The following is a 17438-nucleotide window of genomic DNA, read 5'->3' on the forward strand; positions in this document are numbered from 1 at the left end:
TTCTGTACCGAATAGTCTAGTGGCGCGACATGAGCACGCGCACCGCCTCCGACAGCAACGACCCCATCGTTGAAAACCGCGACCAGCTCGCGGCCCCCATGATCAAGGGCGAGAAGCCCAAGGACCGCTGGCGGATCGGCACCGAGCACGAGAAATTCGTCTATCGCACCGCCGATCATCGTGCGCCGTCCTACGACGAGCCCGGTGGCATCCGCGACCTTCTGATGGCGCTCACCCGCTTCGGCTGGGAGCCGGTGATCGAGGGCGGCAATGTCATCGCGCTCGCGGGCAGCGACGGCACCGTCAGCCTCGAACCCGCGGGGCAGCTCGAACTCTCGGGCGCGCCGCTCGAAAATCTGCATCAGACCTGCGCCGAGACCGGCCGGCATCTGAAGCAGGTGAAGGAAGTCGGCGCCGAACTGGGGCTCGGTTTTCTCGGGCTGGGCATGTGGCCCGACAAGACGCGCGCCGAGCTGCCGATCATGCCCAAGGGCCGCTACAAGATCATGCTGGAGCATATGCCGCGCGTCGGCACCATGGGGCTCGACATGATGCTGCGCACCTGCACGATCCAGACCAACCTCGACTATTCGTCCGAGGCCGACATGGTGCAGAAGTTCCGTGTCAGCCTTGCGCTCCAGCCGCTCGCGACAGCGCTCTTCGCCAGCTCGCCGTTCACCGAAGGCAAGCCCAACGGCTTCATGTCGTACCGCAGCCATATCTGGACCGACACCGATCCCGCGCGCACCGGCATGCTGCCTTTCGTGTTCGAGGAAGGCTTCGGATACGAACGCTACGTCGACTATATGCTCGACGTGCCGATGTATTTCGTCTTCCGCGACGGGCAATATATCGATGCCGCCGGCCTCAGTTTCCGCGATTTCATGAAGGGCGAACTCTCGGTGCTGCCGGGCGAACTACCGCGGCTTTCCGACTGGAACGACCATCTTTCGACCGCCTTCCCCGAAGTGCGTTTGAAGAGCTTCCTCGAAATGCGCGGCGCCGACGGCGGCCCGTGGAACCGCATCTGTGCGCTCCCGGCGCTCTGGGTCGGGCTGCTCTACGATCAGGGCGCGCTCGACGCGGCGTGGGATCTCGTCAAGGACTGGAGCATCGAGGAGCAGCAGACGCTGCGCGATGCGGTCCCGAGCGAAGGCCTCGACGCCCCGGCGCCCGGCGGCGGCACCGTCGGTCAGCTTGCGCACCGCGTGCTCGACATAGCGGCTGCGGGCCTCGCCTCGCGCGGCGAGGTCAATTCGATGGGCGACAACGAGGTCGGCTTCCTCGAACCGCTGCGCCGCATCGCCGCGTCGGGCAAATCGCCAGCGCACGACCTGCTCGACCGCTACGAAGGTCCGTGGAACCACGACCTCTCGAAAATCTATGACGAACTGAGCTTCTAAGGGACAACAACGTCCCCGAAGTGCAGCAATTCGGCAACACTGCTGACACGAACGTCAACGGCGCGCGCTTCCGCGATTGATCGCGCACGCGCTCAGCGCCAAAGAGCGGTTGCTTTTCGTACCTCTCCCATCGTCAACTCTGTTTCAGGAAGCTTGCCATGCGCCACTTTCCTTCCGCCATTGCTATAACCATTTCGCTCGCCGCTGCCGGCTGGGCCGCCCCCGCCGCCGCGCAGGACACGGCGCCCGCCGCCGAAGAAACCGGCCTCGGCGACATCGTCGTCACCGCGCAGCGCCGCGAGGAAAGCCTGCAGGACGTGCCCGTCGCGGTCAGCGTGCTGTCGGGCAACACGCTCGATGCGATCACCTCGACCGGTTCGGACGTCCGCGCCCTCGCCGGCCGCGTCCCCAGCCTGAACATCGAAAGCTCGTTCGGCCGCACCTTCCCGCGCTTCTATATCCGCGGTCTCGGCAACACCGACTTCGACCTCAACGCCTCGCAGCCGGTCAGCCTCGTCTATGACGACGTCGTGCTCGAAAACCCGATCCTGAAGGGCTTCCCGATCTTCGACCTCGACCGCGTCGAAGTGCTGCGCGGACCGCAAGGTACGCTGTTCGGCCGCAACACCCCGGCGGGCATCGTCAAGTTCGACACCGTCAAGCCGGGCAAGACCGGCGGCTATGCGCGCGCCAGCTATGGCCGCTACGGCACGTCACAGGTCGAAGTCGCGGCGGGCGCCGCCGACGACAACGGCTTCTCGGTCCGCCTCTCGACCCTGTTCCAGCACCGCGACGACTGGGTCGACAATATCGCGACCACGCAGAAGAAGGATCTCGGCGGTTATGACGACATCGCCGCGCGCCTTCAGCTGCAATATGAGAGCGGCCCGTTCACCGGCCGCCTGATCGGTCAGGTCCGCGTCTATGACGGCTCGGCGATCATCTTCCGCGCCAACACGCAGGTTCCGGGCAGCAATCACCTCGTCGGCCTCGGCGGCGCGGGCACCGAATTCGAGCGCGACAAGGTCTATCAGGACGGGCTGAACTTCCAGAAGCTCAACACCTACAACGTCGGGCTCAACCTCGAATATGATCTGGGTGCTGTTACGCTCTATTCGATCAGCTCCTACTGGAACGGCAATTTCCGCAGCCGCGGCGACATCGACGGCGGCTTCGGCGCGGTGTTCCTGCCCGTCTCGGGCCCGGGCCTGATCCCGTTCCAGGCGCAGAGCCAGGACAATGTCCCGAGCCTCGACCAGTTCACGCAGGAAGTCCGCGTCGCGTCGAACAACAGCGGCGGGCTCGGCTATCAGTTCGGTGCCTTCTACTTCGACGAAAAGCTCGACATCTCGAGCTTCGAGTTCGGCGGCCCGACCGACGCGACCCCGTCGGCGATCGCGGTGCAGCGCCAGGACAGCGAAGCCTACGGCATCTTCGGCTCGCTGAACTATGCCTTCGACAACGGCTTCAAGCTGCAGGCCGGCGCGCGCTACAACCACGACACGCGCGATTTCGTCGCGTCGCGTCCGGTCGAAACGCGTCCGATCTTCGTCGTCAACCCGAACACGCCGGTTCCGCCGCAGGCCGCCAAGGTCAAGGGCAAGCTGCTGACGTGGGACGCGAGCGCGACCTATGAGGCGTCGGACGATTTCACCGTCTATGCCCGCGTCGCCCGCGGCTATCGCGCGCCGTCGGTGCAGGGCCGCCTGACCTTCTCGCGCAGCATCTCGACCGCCGATCAGGAAGAGACGATGTCGTACGAGGCCGGCATCAAGACCGCCTTTCTCGACAACCGCGTCCGCTTCAACCTGACCGGCTATTATTTCGACACCAAGGACCTGCAGCTGACCGCGGTCGGCGGCACCTCGAACGTCGCAAGCCTGCTCAACGTCGACGCCAAGGGCCACGGCATCGAGGCCGAACTGCAGGCGGCACCCGCTCGCGGGCTGACCTTCTCGGTCGGCGGCGCATGGAACATCGCCAAGATCGACGACAGCAACGCCTTCGTTGCTGGCTGCGGCTCGGCGACGCCGTGCACCGTGCTCGACCCGGTCCGTCCGGGCAGCCCCGGCATCTATTCGATCGACGGCAACCAGCTGCCGCAGTCGCCGAAATGGACGCTGAACTGGACCGCGGGCTATGAAGTCCCTGTCGGCGACGGCGCGATCTACGCGTTCACCGACTGGTACTATCGCTCGAAGATCCAGTTCTTCCTCTATCAGTCGGTCGAATTCTCGGACGACAAGATGATCGAGGGTGGCCTGCGCGTCGGGTACAAGACCGACCGCTACGATTTCGCGGCGTTCGTGCGCAACATCACCAACGACGCCTCGCCGACCGGCGGCATCGATTTCAACAATATCACCAGCTACGTCAACGAGCCCCGCATCTGGGGCGCCGAGGCAAGCTTCAAATTCTGACGAAAAGCCATCCGCGCGGGGTTCGCCCCGCGCGGATCAGGCGACCGGCCCGACCCGCGGGTCGGGTTCGAGGCGGATGAGCGGGCGCTTGCGGCCCGACAGCTTCGCGAACAGCCGCGGCACCAGCGCATTCTGCTGCGCCCAGTTCCAGTACGCCTGATACGCCGGATCGGCGAGGAGATGCTTCTCCTCGGTCTTTGCGCGCCAGTAATAGATACCGCTGACCGCCGCGAGCAGCAGCGTGTTGCGTACTGCCTCGATCGCGCCGCCGGCCGTAACGAGGAAGGGCAGCCCGGCGACCCACCAACTCAGATTCTTCGACACATAGGCGGGGTGCCGCGTGAACTTGTACGGCCCGTGGGTGATGACGCCGCGGTGCGTCAGGTTCGAGAAGCGGATGCCGAACGCCATCGTGGCCCACGCATAGACCGCGACGAGCAGGAAGAGCACGACCGCCCAGATCGTCAGCAGCGTCGTATGCCCCTCCAGCCAATAGCCCCAGTCGGCGCTGTTCACTTCATAATCGAGCGGTCCGCCGCTCATCAGGACGAAGGGCGGATAGCAGGCGAGCGCTGCGATCCAGCTCATGAAATAGGGGTTCGCCGTCCGGATATGCGAATCGAGCGGCTTCATCGTCAGGATATAGCCGACCGTCGCTACGTGAACGTCGACGAGATAGAGCAGGTTGAGCGTCCAGAGACCGGTCATGTAGGGATTGGCTAGCACTTCGCTTGTCTCGACCCCGACCAGCCTCGCGAAATTGCCCGGAACGATCGACAGCATGAAGGCGGTAAAAAAGCCCTTCACCCCCCATGCGCGAAAATGATGCGCGATCGCGCGGCCATCGACCGGCTGCCCCGGCGCAATCATCCAGCGCCCGAACTGATAGCAGCCGTCGCGCGGCTCGATCATCCGCCGGTCGAGCCACAGCATATAGGGCACCGAAACCAGCAGCAGCCACGGCGCGACGCGCTCGAGCAGGTCCATCGAGAAAGCGTAATTGCCCTCCCAATAATAGCGCATCGTTGCATAGAAGCCCGCGATCAGCGCCCAGGTCGCCCACAGGCCCGCAAGCTTGGTCAGGCTGATGTCGAGCGTCTCGCGCCACGGCCGGCGTTGCGCCCAGTCGATACCGGTCGACGGATTGCGATGCACCTTGTCGACAAACACCGACCACAGCACCATCGGAATGCCGCATGCGAGCACGCTGGCGATCGCCGAATTCGGCCCGTCCATCCGCCCGCGCTGCCCCCAGTCGACGCCGAGCCATGCCGCGATCTCGGGCGCGTAGCGCGCAATGAGCAGATAGGACATCAGCCCGATCAGGCCGACGATGCCGACCCCGGCACTGACCGCCGAGCGCGGCCGCTGGCGGCTGACAGGCACTTGTTCTTCCACGGCATTTGCGCCTTTGGCGGGGGTGATTTCGGGCATATAGGTCACCACTCTCCCCTAGCGCGAAATGGTAAGCAAGCCGTCAATGTTAACGGGCGATTCGCGGGCGGAAATCCTCCCAAAATGGCACTAGTTGCACCCCATGACACCGTTCACCGCGAGTCCTTTTCGACTCGGCGCGAGTCGTCCCCCAAAGATTCGCAAGTACCCCCTTGCGCTGATAAGGCGCCCAGCAAGTCGGGGCGGAGGGCTCCACAGAACAACAAGATGGGGTCGCCACTTGTCTTCGAAAACAACGGGCCTGCGCGATTTGCGGCAGCGCGTTTCTGCGCTGTTTCAGGACCATGAAATCTTCATTCGCACGCACGGACACGTCCGTTTCCTGCGTATCTCCGCTGTCTGGCAAAAACGCGTCGCGCTGATCGCCGGCGGGGTTCTGTTGCTGTGGGCGGGCATCACGCTCGCAATCCTCGCGAACCAGCTGCTGACCTCGGGCGAACGCGCCGAAGTCGCGCAGAAGCAGGCCGCCGCAGCCGCAGCCGAAGCCCGCATCGCCAAATATCGCGACCGCGTTGCCGAAACCGCCGCCGATCTTGAGGAACGGCAGGAACGGCTCGAGGAAATCTCGAAGGATCATTTCGGCGTCGACCCGGCGTCGGTGAAGGTCGAGGCGGGAGCCGAAGCGACGGCCGAGCCCGCCGCGCTCGAAACCAGCGCGATCGATCCGGCCCTGCCGCCCGAGGCGCAGACTCTCGCACGGATCGAAAAGCGCCAGGAAGGCTATGCCGCGCGTCTGCTCGCCGCGGTCAACGAACGCGCCGCAAAGGCCGAAGTCGCCGTCGCGCAGCTCGGAATGGATCCCAAGGGCATTGTCCAGAGCGCCGCAGCAGGCCGCGGTGGTCCCTTCATTCCGTACCGCGGCAAGATGGGCAAGGCGAAGACGCTCGGCGCCTCGTTCGCCGCGCTCGAGGGCGCGCTGTTCCGCATGGAAGTGCTCGAACGCACCCTCGTCGCCGTCCCCTCGGGCAAGCCCGCCGACGTGCTGATGATGACGTCGAGCTTCGGCTATCGCAGCGATCCGTTCACCGGCGCCGGCGCGATGCACGCGGGGCTCGATTTCCGCGGCCCGATCGGCACCCCGATCGTCGCAGCCGCCCCCGGCCGCGTGGTGTTCGTCGGGCAGAAGTCGGGATACGGCAATGTCGTCGAGGTCGACCATGGCCAGGGCATCCTGACCCGCTACGCCCACTTGTCGGCGTTCACGACCAATGTCGGCGCGCAGGTCGCCGCCGGCCAACAGATCGCCAAGATGGGTTCGACCGGCCGCTCGACCGGCAGCCATCTTCATTTCGAAGTTCGTTTGAACGGTGTCGCGGTCAATCCGCGCCGTTTCCTGGAGGCCAAAGCCGATGTTCTCGAAGTCAAAGACGACGCTCGACAGCGAGTCGGGTCACTCGCTGCCCCCCGCAATGCCGCAGGTGCCCGCTAAGATGGCGAGCGGCGCGCGTCACACGACCTTCTCGGTCCTCGGGTCGGATGTCGTCATCACCGGCAACGTCGCGGCGAGCGTCGATCTGCACATCGATGGCAAGATCGACGGCGACCTCAAATGCGCCAACCTCGTCCAGGGCGAGGCGAGCGAGATCAAGGGTGCGGTGACCGCCGACACCGCCAAGATCGCCGGCCTGCTCGACGGGTCGATCGAGGCGAAGACGCTGATCGTCCACGCGACCGCGCGCATCACCGGCGACGTGATCTACGAAACGATCACGATCGAAAATGGCGGCAAGGTCGAAGGCAAGCTGTCGCACCGCCGCGCCGGCGCGGTGAAGTCGCCGCCGCCGCTCGAAGTCGTCGAGAACAAGTCGCTCGGTCTCTGATCCGCTAGCTTGAGAGCGCTGCCTCGCGGCCCGGCGGATCGTCCGACGGACCGTTCAGGCAGCGCTGGACGACGACGCAGTCGCGCCCCGCGCGCTTGGCGTCGTACAAAGCTTCGTCCGCCAGCCGGTAGAGCTGCTGGAAATCGGCCGCAGGCCGCACTTCGGCAACGCCGACGCTCGCGGTGACGCTGCCCTCGCCGATCACGACGCTGTGATCGCACGCGGCGATGCCGCGCCGGACGCTTTCGGCGAAGCGGCCGAGGACGATCCCCTCCATCCCGACGGTCAGCAGGCCGAATTCCTCGCCGCCGAGTCGCGCGACGGTGCACATCGGCCCTTCCCAGCGCTCGATGCGCCGCGCAACCTCGCATAGCACCGCATCGCCCGCGTCATGGCCGTGGACGTCGTTGATCGACTTGAAGCGGTCGATGTCGACGAGCAGCAGCGCGGCGCTGAGGTCATCGGCGCGTGCGCGGTCGAGCAACGGCGTCACGCTCTCGACGAAGCCGCGCCGGTTCAATAGCCCGGTGAGCGGATCGCGCCGCGCGAGTTGCTGCGCAAAGGCTTCCGCCGCGCGGGCGCTGTCGCGCTCGATGCGGAGCTGCGCGAGCCGCCGCGTCGCCGAGGCCGAGAGCCACAGCGCCTGCCAGGTCGCTGCGAGCAGCACCATGATCTTCGACCCGCCGCCCCACAGGCTGTCGTCGACGTCGACGATGTGGATGAAGGCGAGCACCGCCATCGGCAGGCACCAGGCAGCCAGAAAATCGCGCGCCTCGACCGAGCCACGCCGCCAGGCGAGCCCGAGATAGGCCGCAACCGCGACCAGATCGGCGAGGACGACCAGCCCCAGCGCATCGCCCCATTGCGCAAGGCTTTCGCTGCGGATCAGCGCCAGCGGTACGCCGACCACACCGACGATGCCGCCGAGAATCAGTGCGGCAATCCGCAAGCGGTGCGTCACGATCCGCGAATCGATTGCCAGCACGGCGCTCGCCGTCGCGATCGCGATCGCAAGGCAGGAGAGGAAGGTCGCGAGCTGCGCCGACGCGGTGCCGGCCATTCCCGAGACAAGGCCGAGATGCGCCTGCGACCAGACTGCGCCCCACAGCAGCATCGTCGCCGACCAAGCCGCCTGCCACGCGAGATACTGCCGGCGCACCGCGAACGCGAGCGAGAGGCTGTAGATGCCGCTGACGAGCAACAGCGTCAGCGCGGCACCGATCGCGACCGCCATGCCGGTCGACTGGACCACCGCATCGGTTTTTGGAACCAGTCGTGCCCGCAGCAGGTCGACGCTCGCGAGGCGGTCGAAGCGCAGCGTCACCGCGGTCAGCGGCACCGTGCGCTCGGGCGCCTCGAACATGATCTGCCCGCCCGCGCGCCAGTGCGATCCATAGTCGCCTTGCCGCACCTGTTGCCAGCGCACCTGCCCGTCGGCGTAGGTGAAAGCGACCGCCAGCCGGTCGAACCGCGACTGGTGCACCATCAACGCGACGTCGCTCCGCCACGATGCCACGCGCACGGGCTCGGCCTTCAGCCACAGGCTGGCATTATGATAGCCGGCGGGCGATCCGGTGCAGGAAAAGCGGAGCGAAGAAAGGCTCGCATCGGGCACGCCAAGGCCGGTTTCGGCGTGGCAGAGCGCATGGCCGACCTTGAGCGACTCGGCGCTGGCCGGGGCCGCAAAAAGCATGAGGACGAGCGTCGCGAGGCCGAGCGCAAGCCGGCCGCACAACTTCGTCAGATATGCCCTTTCCCCCGTCATGCGGCCCCTGTTGCACCAAAAATCTTCGAAAATCTTTACCGCACTTAACTTAACTGCGGAGTCGTCCGACGCGCATGCGCACCTTGGTCCGGTCACCACGGCCGATCCCCTCGGCGCGCTGCACCGCGACCTTGATCGGCAGGAGGTAACCGCCGTCGCGCGGGAAGAGCGAGGTGGTGAAGTCGCTCGCCCCGACCCGCACGATCACCGGCACAACGCCCCAGCCATAGCTTTCGGTCAGCGCAGCGTAGCGGATGTCTGCGATGTGCGCGTCGGGAACGACCGCGAAGAGATAAGGCGGCGGCCCGCGCCACTCGATGATCTCGGCTTCGAATTCGATCGGGTCCATGCTCAGCTCCGCGGCGCCTGCCGACGATAGCTCAGCGCCTCGGCGATATGGATGCGGCCGACGCTCTCGACCCCCGCCAGATCGGCGATCGTCCGCGCGACGCGAAGGATGCGCGTGTAGCCGCGTGCCGAGAGGCGCATCGCCTCGGCCGCCTGCGCGAGCAATTGCCGGCCGGGTTCGTCGGGCGTCGCGACGGCTTCGAGCAGGTCGCCGTCGATCTCGGCGTTGGTGCGCGCCTTGTGCTCCGCGTAGCGCGCGGTCTGGATGTCGCGCGCCGCCGCGACGCGGGCGGCGACCTCGGCGCTGCCCTCGGCGGGCGGCGGCAGGACGAGGTCGGCGGCGCTCACCGCCTCGACCTCGACATGCAGGTCGATGCGGTCGAGCAAGGGGCCGGAGAGCTTCGCCTGATAGTCGGCGGCGCAGCGCGGGGCGCGGCTGCACGCGAGCGCGGGGTCGCCGAGGTGACCGCAGCGGCACGGGTTCATCGCCGCCACCAGCTGCACCCGCGCCGGGAAAGTCACATGCGCATTGGCGCGCGCAACGCTGACCTCGCCGGTTTCGAGCGGCTGGCGCAGGCTGTCGAGCACACCGCGCTGGAATTCGGGCAGTTCGTCGAGGAACAGCACGCCAAGATGCGCAAGGCTGACCTCGCCCGGACGGACGCGGAGGCCACCGCCGACGAGCGCGGGCATCGACGCCGAATGATGCGGGCTACGAAACGGCCGCGCGCGGACGAGGCGTCCGCCTTCGAGCGTCCCCGCGACCGAGGCGATCATCGAGACTTCGAGCGCTTCGGCCGGGGTCAGGTCGGGCAATATCCCCGGCATGCACGCCGCCATCAGCGACTTGCCCGCGCCCGGAGGGCCGGACATCATCAGATTGTGCGCGCCTGCCGCCGCGATCTCGAGCGCGCGTTTCGCGGTTTCCTGTCCCTTGACCTGCGACAGGTCGGCCGCGCGCACCGGCGCCTCGACCTCCCCCGGCACGGGCGGCGACAGGACCGCCTGCCCCTTGAAATGGCCGAGCAGCGACAGAAGATCGGGGGCGCCGAGTACCTCGACATTTCCCGCCCACGCCGCTTCGGGCCCCTGCGCCGCCGGACAGATCAGCCCGCGCTCGACGCTCCCCGCATGGATCGCCGCGAGCAGCACCCCCGGCGACGCCGCGACACGTCCGTCGAGACCCAGCTCGCCGACGACGACATAAGAGGCGAGCGTCTCGGCATCGATCACCCCCATCGCGCCGAGCAAAGCGAGCGCGATAGGCAGGTCGTAATGCGATCCTTCCTTGGGCAGGTCGGCCGGCGACAGGTTCACCGTGATCACCTTCGGCGGCAGCGATAGCCCGATCGCGGCAATCGCGGCGCGGACACGCTCGCGGCTTTCGCCGACCGCCTTGTCGGGTAGCCCGACGACGACGAAGCGCGGGACGCCCGGCGTGATCTGGCACTGCACCTCGACCCCGCGCGCATCGATGCCGAGATAGGCGACGGTTGAAACGATCGCGACCATGATCCCCCTTTGTTCCCACGCCTTCTTAGGCCAAGTATCGGGACGGTCGAGTCAATTTAGCGCCGCCTTGGCGCAATCTGTCGCGAGTGATTTGACAACATACCAACTGGTCGGTATGTTGAGTCGCATGGACACGACCCAGACCTCTTCTGCCAGCAAGGCCCGCGCCCCACGGGGCAGCGCGCGCGCCGCGCTGATCGCCGCGGCGCACGCCACCGTGCGGAAGCAGGGCTATGCCGCGACCAGCGTCGACGAGATCTGCGCGGTCGCGGGCGTCACGAAAGGCGCCTTCTTCCATCATTTCGAATCGAAAGAGGCGCTGGGCGTCGCCGCCGCCGAGGGATGGACCGAGCGCGCACGGCCGATGTTCGAACTCGCGCCGCACAACAGGCTCGACGATCCGCTCGACCGGCTGCTCGGCCATATCGATTTCCGCCTGTCGATGCTCGACGGCCCGACCGAGGATTACACCTGCTTCGTCGGCACGATGGTGCAGGAGGCCTATGCGACGAGCGACCGCATCCGCGCCGCGTGCGAGGCGAGTATCAACGCCTATTGCCAGGCGCTGGCTCCCGACATCCAGGCCGCGATGGACGCTTATGGCGTGCCCGGAGACGTCACCGCGATCGGCCTCGCCCAGCATGTCCAGTCGGTGCTGCAGGGCGCCTTCGTCCTGGCGAAAACGACCAACGATCCGGCGATTGCGCGCGGCACGGTCATGCATCTGAAGCGTTATGTCCGGATGCTGTTCGGACAGATTTGATATAGATTTCAACGAGAGGAGTCCCCCCCATGTCCAACACGCCTGATACCCCCAGGATGATCTTCGTGAACCTGCCCGTCGCGGACCTCGCCCGGTCGAAAGCCTTCTACGAAGCGATCGGCTTCACCAACGAGCCGCGCTTCAGCGACGACACCGCCGCCGCGATGGTCTGGTCGGAAACGATCTTCGTGATGATCCTGACCCACGACAAGTGGAAGGGCTTCACCGACCGCCCGATCGCCGCGCCGGGATCGAGCGAGGTCTCGCTTGCCCTCGCACTTGCCAGCCGCGAGGCGGTCGATGCGATGGTCGAGGCCGCCGCCGCCGCCGGCGGCACCGCCGACGTCAATCCGGTGCAGGATCATGGCTTCATGTACGGCCGCGACATTCTCGACCCCGACGGCCATGTCTGGGGCCCCTTCTGGATGGACCCCGCGGTCGCGAACGGCGAGGCGCCGGTCCCCGAAGTCGCCGCCTGACCAACAATAATACCCCCCAAGGAGAGATAAAATGCCGCAGATGATCTTCATCAACCTGCCCGTCACCGACCTTGCGAAGTCGAAGGCCTTCTACGAAGCCGTCGGCGCGGTGAACAACCCCGCCTTCACCGACGACACCGCCGCGTGCATGGTCGTCGAGGAAGGGTCGATCCACGTCATGCTGCTGACGCACGAGAAATGGGCGACCTTCACCTCGAAGACGATCCCCGACGCGCATTCGAGCGCGCAGGTCCTGCTCTGCGTCTCGGCCGACAGCCGTGCGGCGGTCGACGGACAGGTGGACAGGGCGGTCGCCGCGGGCGGCAAGGCCGACCCGACCCCGACGCAGGACTTTGGCTTCATGTACGGCCGCAGCTTCGAGGATCCCGACGGCCATATCTGGGAAGTGATGTGGATGGATCCCACCGCCATCCCCGCCGGTGAACCCGCCGAAGCCACAGCCTAAAAGAGCCACGGGAGGAGGAAGAGCCATGACCGACGCAGTCCCCGCAAAGGGTCAGTTGATCGCCGGCCGCATATTGAGCGGTCTCGTGATCCTCTTCCTCCTCTTCGACGCCGGGCTCAAACTCGCATCGCCCGCAACCGCGATCAAATATAGCCCGCCGGGTCTCGGCTGGCCGCTCGACGTGCCGACGATGACGATGCTCGGCCTCCTGCTGCTGATCCCGACGCTGCTGTATATCTGGCCGCGCACCGCGATCCTCGGCGCGATCCTGATCACCGGCTATCTCGGCGGCGCGATCGCGACGCATGTCCGCATCAACAGCCCGCTGTTCAGCCACAGCCTGTTCGGGGTCTATCTGGGCGTCATGCTGTGGGGCGGGCTTTGGTTACGCGATCCGCGCGTCCGCGCGCTGATCCCGCTTTCGAAAGGACCCGCCGCATGAGCTTTCAGGCCTATCTCGACAATGTCGAGGCGAAGACCGGCAAATCGGCCGAAGATCTGAAAGCCATCGCCACCGAAAAGGGGCTGGCCGATGCGAACGGCCTCGCCCCCGGCGTCAAGGCGACCGCGATCGTCGACTGGCTCAAGCAGGATTTCGACCTCGGCCACGGACACGCGATGTCGATCGTCGCCTACATCAAAGGGAAGAGGAACTAGACATGCCTGTGAACCCCGACAGCAAGCTCGAAGTCACCGCCTTCGACTGGGTCCCCGACTTCGCGCGCGGCTTCGTCCGCGACCTCCGTCCGCGCTGGGCGTGCGAGGAGATCGGGCTCGATTATGCCGAGCATCTGATCAGCGCGGTCAATCGCCCCGCCGACCATTTCCTCTTCCAGCCGTGGGGACAGGTCCCGGTGCTCAACGACGGCGGCATCCGCCTGTTCGAAAGCGGCGCGATCCTGCTCCACCTCGCCGAAAAGGATGCGCGGCTGATGCCTCGCGACGCCCAGGCGCGCGCCAACACCCTCGCCTGGCTGTTCGCCGCCTATAACAGCGTCGAACCGATGCTGTTCGAACTCGGCAATGTCGACCTGTTCGCGAAGGATGAGGAATGGGCGAAGCTCCGCCGCCCGAGCCTGATCGAGTTCATCCAGGGCCGCCTCGGCCGCCTCAACGACGCGATCGGCGATAAAGAATATCTCGCCGGCGAATTCACCGTCGCCGACATCGCGATGGCGACCGTGCTCCGCGAAGCCGTCGAGGCCGGGCTGATCGCCGAACAGCCGCGGCTGCAGGCCTATCTCGACCGCTGCCTCGCCCGCCCTGCCTTCCAGCGCGCGATGGACGCGCAGCTGACCGCCTTCAGCGAAGAAGCGGGTCCACCCGCCGCCTGATCCCACCTCTGAGCCCCCAAGGAGAGATACGATGACCTATGTAGAAGGATTTGTGCTTGCGGTGCCGACCGCCAACAAGGAAGCCTATCGCAAGCATGCGGCCGACGCCGCGCCTTTGTTCAAGGAATTCGGCGTCGCGCGCATGGTCGAATGCTGGGGCGACGACGTCCCCGACGGCAAGCTCAACGACTTCAAGGGCGCCGTGCAGGCCAAGCCTGACGAGACCGTCGTGTTCAGCTGGTTCGAATACCCCGACAAGGCAACCCGCGACGCCGCGACCGAGAAGATGATGAACGACCCGCGCATGGCGGCGATGGGCGGCGACATGCCGTTCGACGGCAAGCGCATGATCATCGGCGGCTTCGAATCGATCGTCGACGACCGCGCCGACGGCAACACCGGCTATACTGACGGCTATGTCGTCCCCGTCCCCGACGGCAACAAGGAAGCCTATCGCGCGATGGCCGACAAGGCATCGGCCGTATTCCGCGACTATGGCGCGACGCGCGTCGTCGAGGCGTGGGCCGACGATGTGTCCGACGGCAAGGTCACCGACTTCAACCGTGCCGCGCACAGGCAGGATGGCGAAAGCGTCGTCTTCAGCTGGGTCGAATGGCCCGACAAGGAAACGCGCACCCAGGGATGGGAAAAGCTGATGAAGGATGAACGGATGCAGCATGATCCGAACGACCAGACCTTCGACGGCAAGCGCATGATCTACGGCGGTTTCGAGCCGATCGTCCAGGCCTGAACCCGGCCCCCAAGGCGGCGAGCCCCCCCCCCCCCCGGCCCCGCCGCCGCGGGCCGACCGCCGCATCCCGACATCGAATCCGGACGTTCCGGAAAGGAGCAACCCATGACCGAAGCATCGAACTTCATCTGGTACGAACTGATGACCCCCGACCCCGCGGGCGCGGCGCGCTTTTATGGCGCGGTCGTCGGCTGGAATATCGCCTCCGAGCGTGACCCCGCCGCCGGGGATATGGATTACCGCATGATCGGGCGCAGCGACGGCGGCAACGCCGGCGGTGTACTGGCGCTCAATGCCGACATGATCGCCGGCGGCGCCCGCCCGATCTGGATCGGATATCTGCACGTCGCCGATGTCGATGCCGCGGTCGAGGCGATAAAGGCCGATGGCGGCACGGTGCAGATGCCCCCGATGGACATTCCCGTCGGCCGCATCGCGATGGTCACCGATCCGCAGGGGGCACCCTTCTATGTCATGACCCCCACCCCGCCGCCGGGCATGGAAGGCATGGAGAGCGACGTCTTTTCGGTGACCGAGGCGCAGCATGTGCGCTGGAACGAACTCGCCACCAGCGACCCCGTCGCCGCGATCGCCTTCTACAGGAAGCATTTCGGCTGGGGGCAGGAGGGCGAGATGGATATGGGTTCGATCGGCGCTTACCGCTTCATCCAGCGCGGCGACGTCGGGCTGGGCGCGGTGATGCCGCTGATGACCGGCTATCCGGCCCCGGTGTGGAATTTCTATATCGGCGTCGACGACATCGACCGCGCGCGCGCCGCGGTCTCCGCGAACGGCGGCACGATCACCAACGAACCGATGGAAATCCCCGGCGGCGAATATGCGATGAACGCGATCGACCCGCAGGGCGCATCCGTCGGCTTCGTCGGCCCGAAGAAATAGGGAGAGCGAAGATGGCAAATCCGAACCAGGGCCCGACCACCGGCCTGACCCCGCATATCGCGATTCCCGACAAGCGCGGCAGCGAGGCGATCGACTTCTATACTAAGGCATTCGGCGCGACCGAGAATATGCGCATGCCCGCCGAAGACGGCGTGCGGCTGATGCACGCGCACCTGACCGTCAACGGGACGTCGCTGATGATGCACGACGATTTCCCCGAATATACGGGGCACGCGATGGCGGCGCCGACCGGGGTGACGCTGCACCTCCACGTCGACGACACCGACGCCTGGTACAAGCGGGCGATGGACGCAGGCGCGTCGTCGACGCTCGAACCGCACGATGCTTTCTGGGGGGACCGCTACGCCCAGGTGAAAGATCCGTTCGGCCATCTCTGGTCGATCGGCGGGCCCGTCAAAGGAGAGAAATGATGTCGAACAAAGCCACCCTGTGCCTCTGGTACGACAAGGATGCCGAGGAAGCGGCGAACTTCTATGCCGCGACCTTTCCCGACAGCAATGTCGGCGGCATCCACCGCGCGCCCGGCGACAATCCGAGCGGCAAGGAAGGCGACGTGCTCACCGTCGACTTCACCGTGCTCGGCTACCCCTGCATCGGCCTTAACGGGGGTTCGACCTTCAAGCATAGCGAGGCCTTTTCCTTTCAGGTCCACACCGACACGCAGGAGGAAACCGACCGCCTGTGGAACGCGATCGTCGGCAATGGCGGGCAGGAAAGCATGTGCGGCTGGTGCAAGGACAAATGGGGCATCTCGTGGCAGATCACCCCGCGCGCGCTGACCGACGTGATGACGAGCGGCGACAAGGCCGCCGCCAAACGCGCGTTCGAGGCGATGATGACGATGAAGAAGATCGACGTCAGGGCGATCGAGGCGGCGATCCGGGGCGAAGACGTTGGCGCGGCGTAATCCCGTCACCTTCGCGTGGCTGCTCTGCGGCACGCTCGACATCTGCTATGCGGCGGTGTGGAGCGTGCTCGCGGGGAGCAACCCCGGCAAGATGCTCCGCGGCGTCGCCAAGGGGCCGTTCGGCGACGGCGCGGGCGACTGGGGTTTCGGCGGCGCGCTCGCCGGGCTTGCAACACACTACGCGATCATGTTCGCGATGGTCGCCTTCTGGTTTTTCGCCGTCCGCCGCTTGCCCGCGCTGCGCCAGCCGTGGTGGCTGACCGGAACCGTCTATGGCTTCGGCCTGTATCTGGTGATGAATGCTGTCGTGTTGCCACTCCGCTTCGGCGCGCCCTTTCCGCCGGCCGATCTGGTCAGGGGGTTCGTCGCCCTCTTCCCGCATATCTTCTTCATCGGCCTGCCGCTGGCATGGCTGACGCGCAAGGATCCCGTTTGATGCTGACCTTCTATGGCCACCCCTTCTCCTCCTACACCTGGAAGGCGCTGATCGCGCTTTACGAGAAAGGCGTCGAATTCGACTATCGTTCGGTCGATCCGGCATTCCCCGATCACATGCCCGAACTGAAGGCACACTGGCCGGTCGGGCAGTTCCCGCTGCTCGTCCATGACGGCGTGCCGTATTTCGAATCGTCGATCATCATCGAATATCTCGACCATCTCATGCCCGAACCGCGGCTGATCCCGCAGGAGTTCGACGCCGCGCTCAAGGTCCGGCTGTTCGACCGCATCTTCGACAATCAGGTGATGAACCGAATGCAGGAGGTGGTGAACGACGCCCTCCGCGGCCCCGAAAACCATCTGCCGGTCATCGTCGAACAGACGCATGCCCGGCTCGACACGATCTACGCCTGGCTCGATAGGGAGCTCGCGGGCGGCGGCTGGGCGACGCCTTATGGCTTCTCCATGGCCGATTGCGCCGCGGCGCCATCGCTCTTCTATGCGGACTGGGTTTATCAGATCCCCGGGACGTATGAAAATCTCCGCGCCTATCGCGCCCGCCTGCTTGCGTATCCGAGCGTGTCGCGTTGCGTCGAGGAGGCCCGGCCGTACCGCGCCTATTTCCCGCTCGGTGCCCCCGACCGCGACTGACCCCT

At 66.0% G+C, this 17438-nt stretch carries 20 protein-coding genes and 1 pseudogene; 17 read left to right on the plus strand and 4 right to left on the minus strand.

The features are described from left to right. Positions 1 to 29 precede the first annotated feature (29 nt). Both L7H23_RS08995 and L7H23_RS09000 read left to right on the plus strand, forming a co-directional pair. Entirely contained in the window at positions 30 to 1403 is a 1374-nt protein-coding gene (locus tag L7H23_RS08995) for a glutamate--cysteine ligase (RefSeq protein ID WP_237839021.1), read from the plus strand. A 158-nt stretch (positions 1404 to 1561) separates the two neighbouring features. Further along, a complete protein-coding gene (locus L7H23_RS09000) occupies positions 1562 to 3823 on the plus strand; it encodes a TonB-dependent receptor (protein ID WP_237839023.1) in 2262 nt (753 codons plus the stop codon). 36 nt (positions 3824 to 3859) lie between these two features. On the opposite strand, the gene L7H23_RS09005 is transcribed toward L7H23_RS09000, so the two are convergent. Continuing rightward, positions 3860 to 5266, minus strand: a complete 1407-nt coding sequence (locus L7H23_RS09005; protein ID WP_237839025.1) for an isoprenylcysteine carboxylmethyltransferase family protein — start codon at positions 5264 to 5266, stop codon at positions 3860 to 3862. Between the two features lie 232 nt (positions 5267 to 5498). Between L7H23_RS09005 and L7H23_RS09010 the strand changes: the two genes are divergently transcribed. Continuing rightward, the gene (locus tag L7H23_RS09010; RefSeq protein WP_237839027.1) at positions 5499 to 6707 is read left to right on the plus strand and encodes a M23 family metallopeptidase; all 1209 of its coding nucleotides are present in this window, start codon (positions 5499 to 5501) and stop codon (positions 6705 to 6707) included. Next, positions 6688 to 7098 carry a polymer-forming cytoskeletal protein gene (locus L7H23_RS09015; protein ID WP_237839183.1) on the plus strand — a complete coding sequence of 137 codons (411 nt, stop codon included), beginning with the start codon at positions 6688 to 6690 and terminating at the stop codon, positions 7096 to 7098. The genes L7H23_RS09010 and L7H23_RS09015 overlap by 20 nt, the downstream gene beginning before the upstream one ends. 4 nt (positions 7099 to 7102) lie before the next feature. Here L7H23_RS09015 and L7H23_RS09020 read toward each other — a convergent pair whose 3' ends face one another. From L7H23_RS09020 to L7H23_RS09030, 3 genes are read right to left on the minus strand one after another with little or no spacing between them, the layout of a single operon-like run. Continuing rightward, entirely contained in the window at positions 7103 to 8863 is a 1761-nt protein-coding gene (locus L7H23_RS09020) for a GGDEF domain-containing protein (protein ID WP_237839028.1), read from the minus strand. Positions 8864 to 8912: 49 nt separating this feature from the next. Then, positions 8913 to 9212 (minus strand): DUF1905 domain-containing protein, encoded by a 300-nt coding sequence (locus L7H23_RS09025; protein ID WP_237839030.1) that lies wholly within the window; start codon positions 9210 to 9212, stop codon positions 8913 to 8915. A 2-nt stretch (positions 9213 to 9214) separates the two neighbouring features. Next, positions 9215 to 10723 (minus strand): YifB family Mg chelatase-like AAA ATPase, encoded by a 1509-nt coding sequence (locus L7H23_RS09030; RefSeq protein ID WP_237839032.1) that lies wholly within the window; start codon positions 10721 to 10723, stop codon positions 9215 to 9217. Positions 10724 to 10850: 127 nt separating this feature from the next. Here L7H23_RS09030 and L7H23_RS09035 point away from each other — a divergent pair, with 127 nt between their 5' ends. The 13 genes and pseudogenes from L7H23_RS09035 to L7H23_RS09095 all read left to right on the plus strand — a co-directional run bounded on the left by L7H23_RS09035 (position 10851) and on the right by L7H23_RS09095 (position 17433). After that, positions 10851 to 11486, plus strand: coding sequence for a TetR/AcrR family transcriptional regulator (locus tag L7H23_RS09035; RefSeq protein WP_237839033.1), 636 nt, complete (start codon positions 10851 to 10853; stop codon positions 11484 to 11486). A gap of 29 nt (positions 11487 to 11515) precedes the next feature. After that, on the plus strand, positions 11516 to 11965 hold the full coding sequence (locus tag L7H23_RS09040) for a VOC family protein (protein ID WP_237839035.1): 450 nt from the start codon (positions 11516 to 11518) through the stop codon (positions 11963 to 11965). A 31-nt stretch (positions 11966 to 11996) separates the two neighbouring features. Continuing rightward, on the plus strand, positions 11997 to 12431 hold the full coding sequence (locus tag L7H23_RS09045) for a VOC family protein (protein WP_237839037.1): 435 nt from the start codon (positions 11997 to 11999) through the stop codon (positions 12429 to 12431). A 25-nt stretch (positions 12432 to 12456) separates the two neighbouring features. Continuing rightward, on the plus strand, positions 12457 to 12873 hold the full coding sequence (locus L7H23_RS09050) for a DoxX family protein (protein WP_237839039.1): 417 nt from the start codon (positions 12457 to 12459) through the stop codon (positions 12871 to 12873). Then, complete coding sequence (locus L7H23_RS09055) at positions 12870 to 13088, plus strand: DUF4287 domain-containing protein (RefSeq protein ID WP_237839041.1); 219 nt, start codon at positions 12870 to 12872, stop codon at positions 13086 to 13088. The genes L7H23_RS09050 and L7H23_RS09055 overlap by 4 nt, the downstream gene beginning before the upstream one ends. Positions 13089 to 13090: 2 nt before the next feature. Continuing rightward, positions 13091 to 13765, plus strand: coding sequence for a glutathione S-transferase family protein (locus L7H23_RS09060; protein WP_237839043.1), 675 nt, complete (start codon positions 13091 to 13093; stop codon positions 13763 to 13765). Positions 13766 to 13796: 31 nt separating this feature from the next. Next, positions 13797 to 14129, plus strand: a pseudogene (locus L7H23_RS09065) (DUF1428 domain-containing protein); the annotation flags it as partial. Beyond that, a complete protein-coding gene (locus tag L7H23_RS09070; RefSeq protein ID WP_345790427.1) occupies positions 14112 to 14516 on the plus strand; it encodes a DUF1428 domain-containing protein in 405 nt (134 codons plus the stop codon). The pseudogene L7H23_RS09065 and the gene L7H23_RS09070, both read left to right, overlap by 18 nt. Before the next feature lie 105 nt (positions 14517 to 14621). After that, positions 14622 to 15416, plus strand: coding sequence for a VOC family protein (locus tag L7H23_RS09075; protein ID WP_237839045.1), 795 nt, complete (start codon positions 14622 to 14624; stop codon positions 15414 to 15416). A gap of 11 nt (positions 15417 to 15427) precedes the next feature. Then, positions 15428 to 15847, plus strand: coding sequence for a VOC family protein (locus L7H23_RS09080; protein WP_237839046.1), 420 nt, complete (start codon positions 15428 to 15430; stop codon positions 15845 to 15847). Beyond that, positions 15847 to 16344: a VOC family protein gene (locus L7H23_RS09085; RefSeq protein ID WP_237839187.1), complete on the plus strand. Its 498-nt coding sequence runs from the start codon at positions 15847 to 15849 to the stop codon at positions 16342 to 16344. Before L7H23_RS09080 ends, L7H23_RS09085 begins: the two co-directional genes overlap by 1 nt. Beyond that, the gene (locus L7H23_RS09090) at positions 16331 to 16780 is read left to right on the plus strand and encodes a hypothetical protein (RefSeq protein WP_237839048.1); all 450 of its coding nucleotides are present in this window, start codon (positions 16331 to 16333) and stop codon (positions 16778 to 16780) included. The genes L7H23_RS09085 and L7H23_RS09090 overlap by 14 nt, the downstream gene beginning before the upstream one ends. Further along, positions 16780 to 17433, plus strand: a complete 654-nt coding sequence (locus tag L7H23_RS09095; RefSeq protein ID WP_237839050.1) for a glutathione S-transferase family protein — start codon at positions 16780 to 16782, stop codon at positions 17431 to 17433. Before L7H23_RS09090 ends, L7H23_RS09095 begins: the two co-directional genes overlap by 1 nt. Positions 17434 to 17438: the final 5 nt, after the last annotated feature.

Source organism: Sphingopyxis sp. BSN-002 (assembly GCF_022024275.1).
Lineage (GTDB): Bacteria > Pseudomonadota > Alphaproteobacteria > Sphingomonadales > Sphingomonadaceae > Sphingopyxis.

What these genes read in the sequence shown, in the direction of transcription:
- L7H23_RS08995 (WP_237839021.1), top strand. Translation starts at nt 30, where the DNA reads ATGAGCACGCGCACCGCCTCCGACAGCAACGACCCCATCGTTGAAAAC.
- L7H23_RS09000 (WP_237839023.1), top strand. Translation starts at nt 1,562, where the DNA reads ATGCGCCACTTTCCTTCCGCCATTGCTATAACCATTTCGCTCGCCGCT.
- L7H23_RS09015 (WP_237839183.1), top strand. Translation starts at nt 6,688, where the DNA reads ATGCCGCAGGTGCCCGCTAAGATGGCGAGCGGCGCGCGTCACACGACC.
- L7H23_RS09020 (WP_237839028.1), bottom strand. Translation starts at nt 8,863, where the DNA reads ATGACGGGGGAAAGGGCATATCTGACGAAGTTGTGCGGCCGGCTTGCG.
- L7H23_RS09025 (WP_237839030.1), bottom strand. Translation starts at nt 9,212, where the DNA reads ATGGACCCGATCGAATTCGAAGCCGAGATCATCGAGTGGCGCGGGCCG.
- L7H23_RS09030 (WP_237839032.1), bottom strand. Translation starts at nt 10,723, where the DNA reads ATGGTCGCGATCGTTTCAACCGTCGCCTATCTCGGCATCGATGCGCGC.
- L7H23_RS09035 (WP_237839033.1), top strand. Translation starts at nt 10,851, where the DNA reads ATGGACACGACCCAGACCTCTTCTGCCAGCAAGGCCCGCGCCCCACGG.
- L7H23_RS09040 (WP_237839035.1), top strand. Translation starts at nt 11,516, where the DNA reads ATGTCCAACACGCCTGATACCCCCAGGATGATCTTCGTGAACCTGCCC.
- L7H23_RS09045 (WP_237839037.1), top strand. Translation starts at nt 11,997, where the DNA reads ATGCCGCAGATGATCTTCATCAACCTGCCCGTCACCGACCTTGCGAAG.
- L7H23_RS09050 (WP_237839039.1), top strand. Translation starts at nt 12,457, where the DNA reads ATGACCGACGCAGTCCCCGCAAAGGGTCAGTTGATCGCCGGCCGCATA.
- L7H23_RS09055 (WP_237839041.1), top strand. Translation starts at nt 12,870, where the DNA reads ATGAGCTTTCAGGCCTATCTCGACAATGTCGAGGCGAAGACCGGCAAA.
- L7H23_RS09060 (WP_237839043.1), top strand. Translation starts at nt 13,091, where the DNA reads ATGCCTGTGAACCCCGACAGCAAGCTCGAAGTCACCGCCTTCGACTGG.
- L7H23_RS09070 (WP_345790427.1), top strand. Translation starts at nt 14,112, where the DNA reads ATGATCATCGGCGGCTTCGAATCGATCGTCGACGACCGCGCCGACGGC.
- L7H23_RS09075 (WP_237839045.1), top strand. Translation starts at nt 14,622, where the DNA reads ATGACCGAAGCATCGAACTTCATCTGGTACGAACTGATGACCCCCGAC.
- L7H23_RS09080 (WP_237839046.1), top strand. Translation starts at nt 15,428, where the DNA reads ATGGCAAATCCGAACCAGGGCCCGACCACCGGCCTGACCCCGCATATC.
- L7H23_RS09085 (WP_237839187.1), top strand. Translation starts at nt 15,847, where the DNA reads ATGTCGAACAAAGCCACCCTGTGCCTCTGGTACGACAAGGATGCCGAG.
- L7H23_RS09095 (WP_237839050.1), top strand. Translation starts at nt 16,780, where the DNA reads ATGCTGACCTTCTATGGCCACCCCTTCTCCTCCTACACCTGGAAGGCG.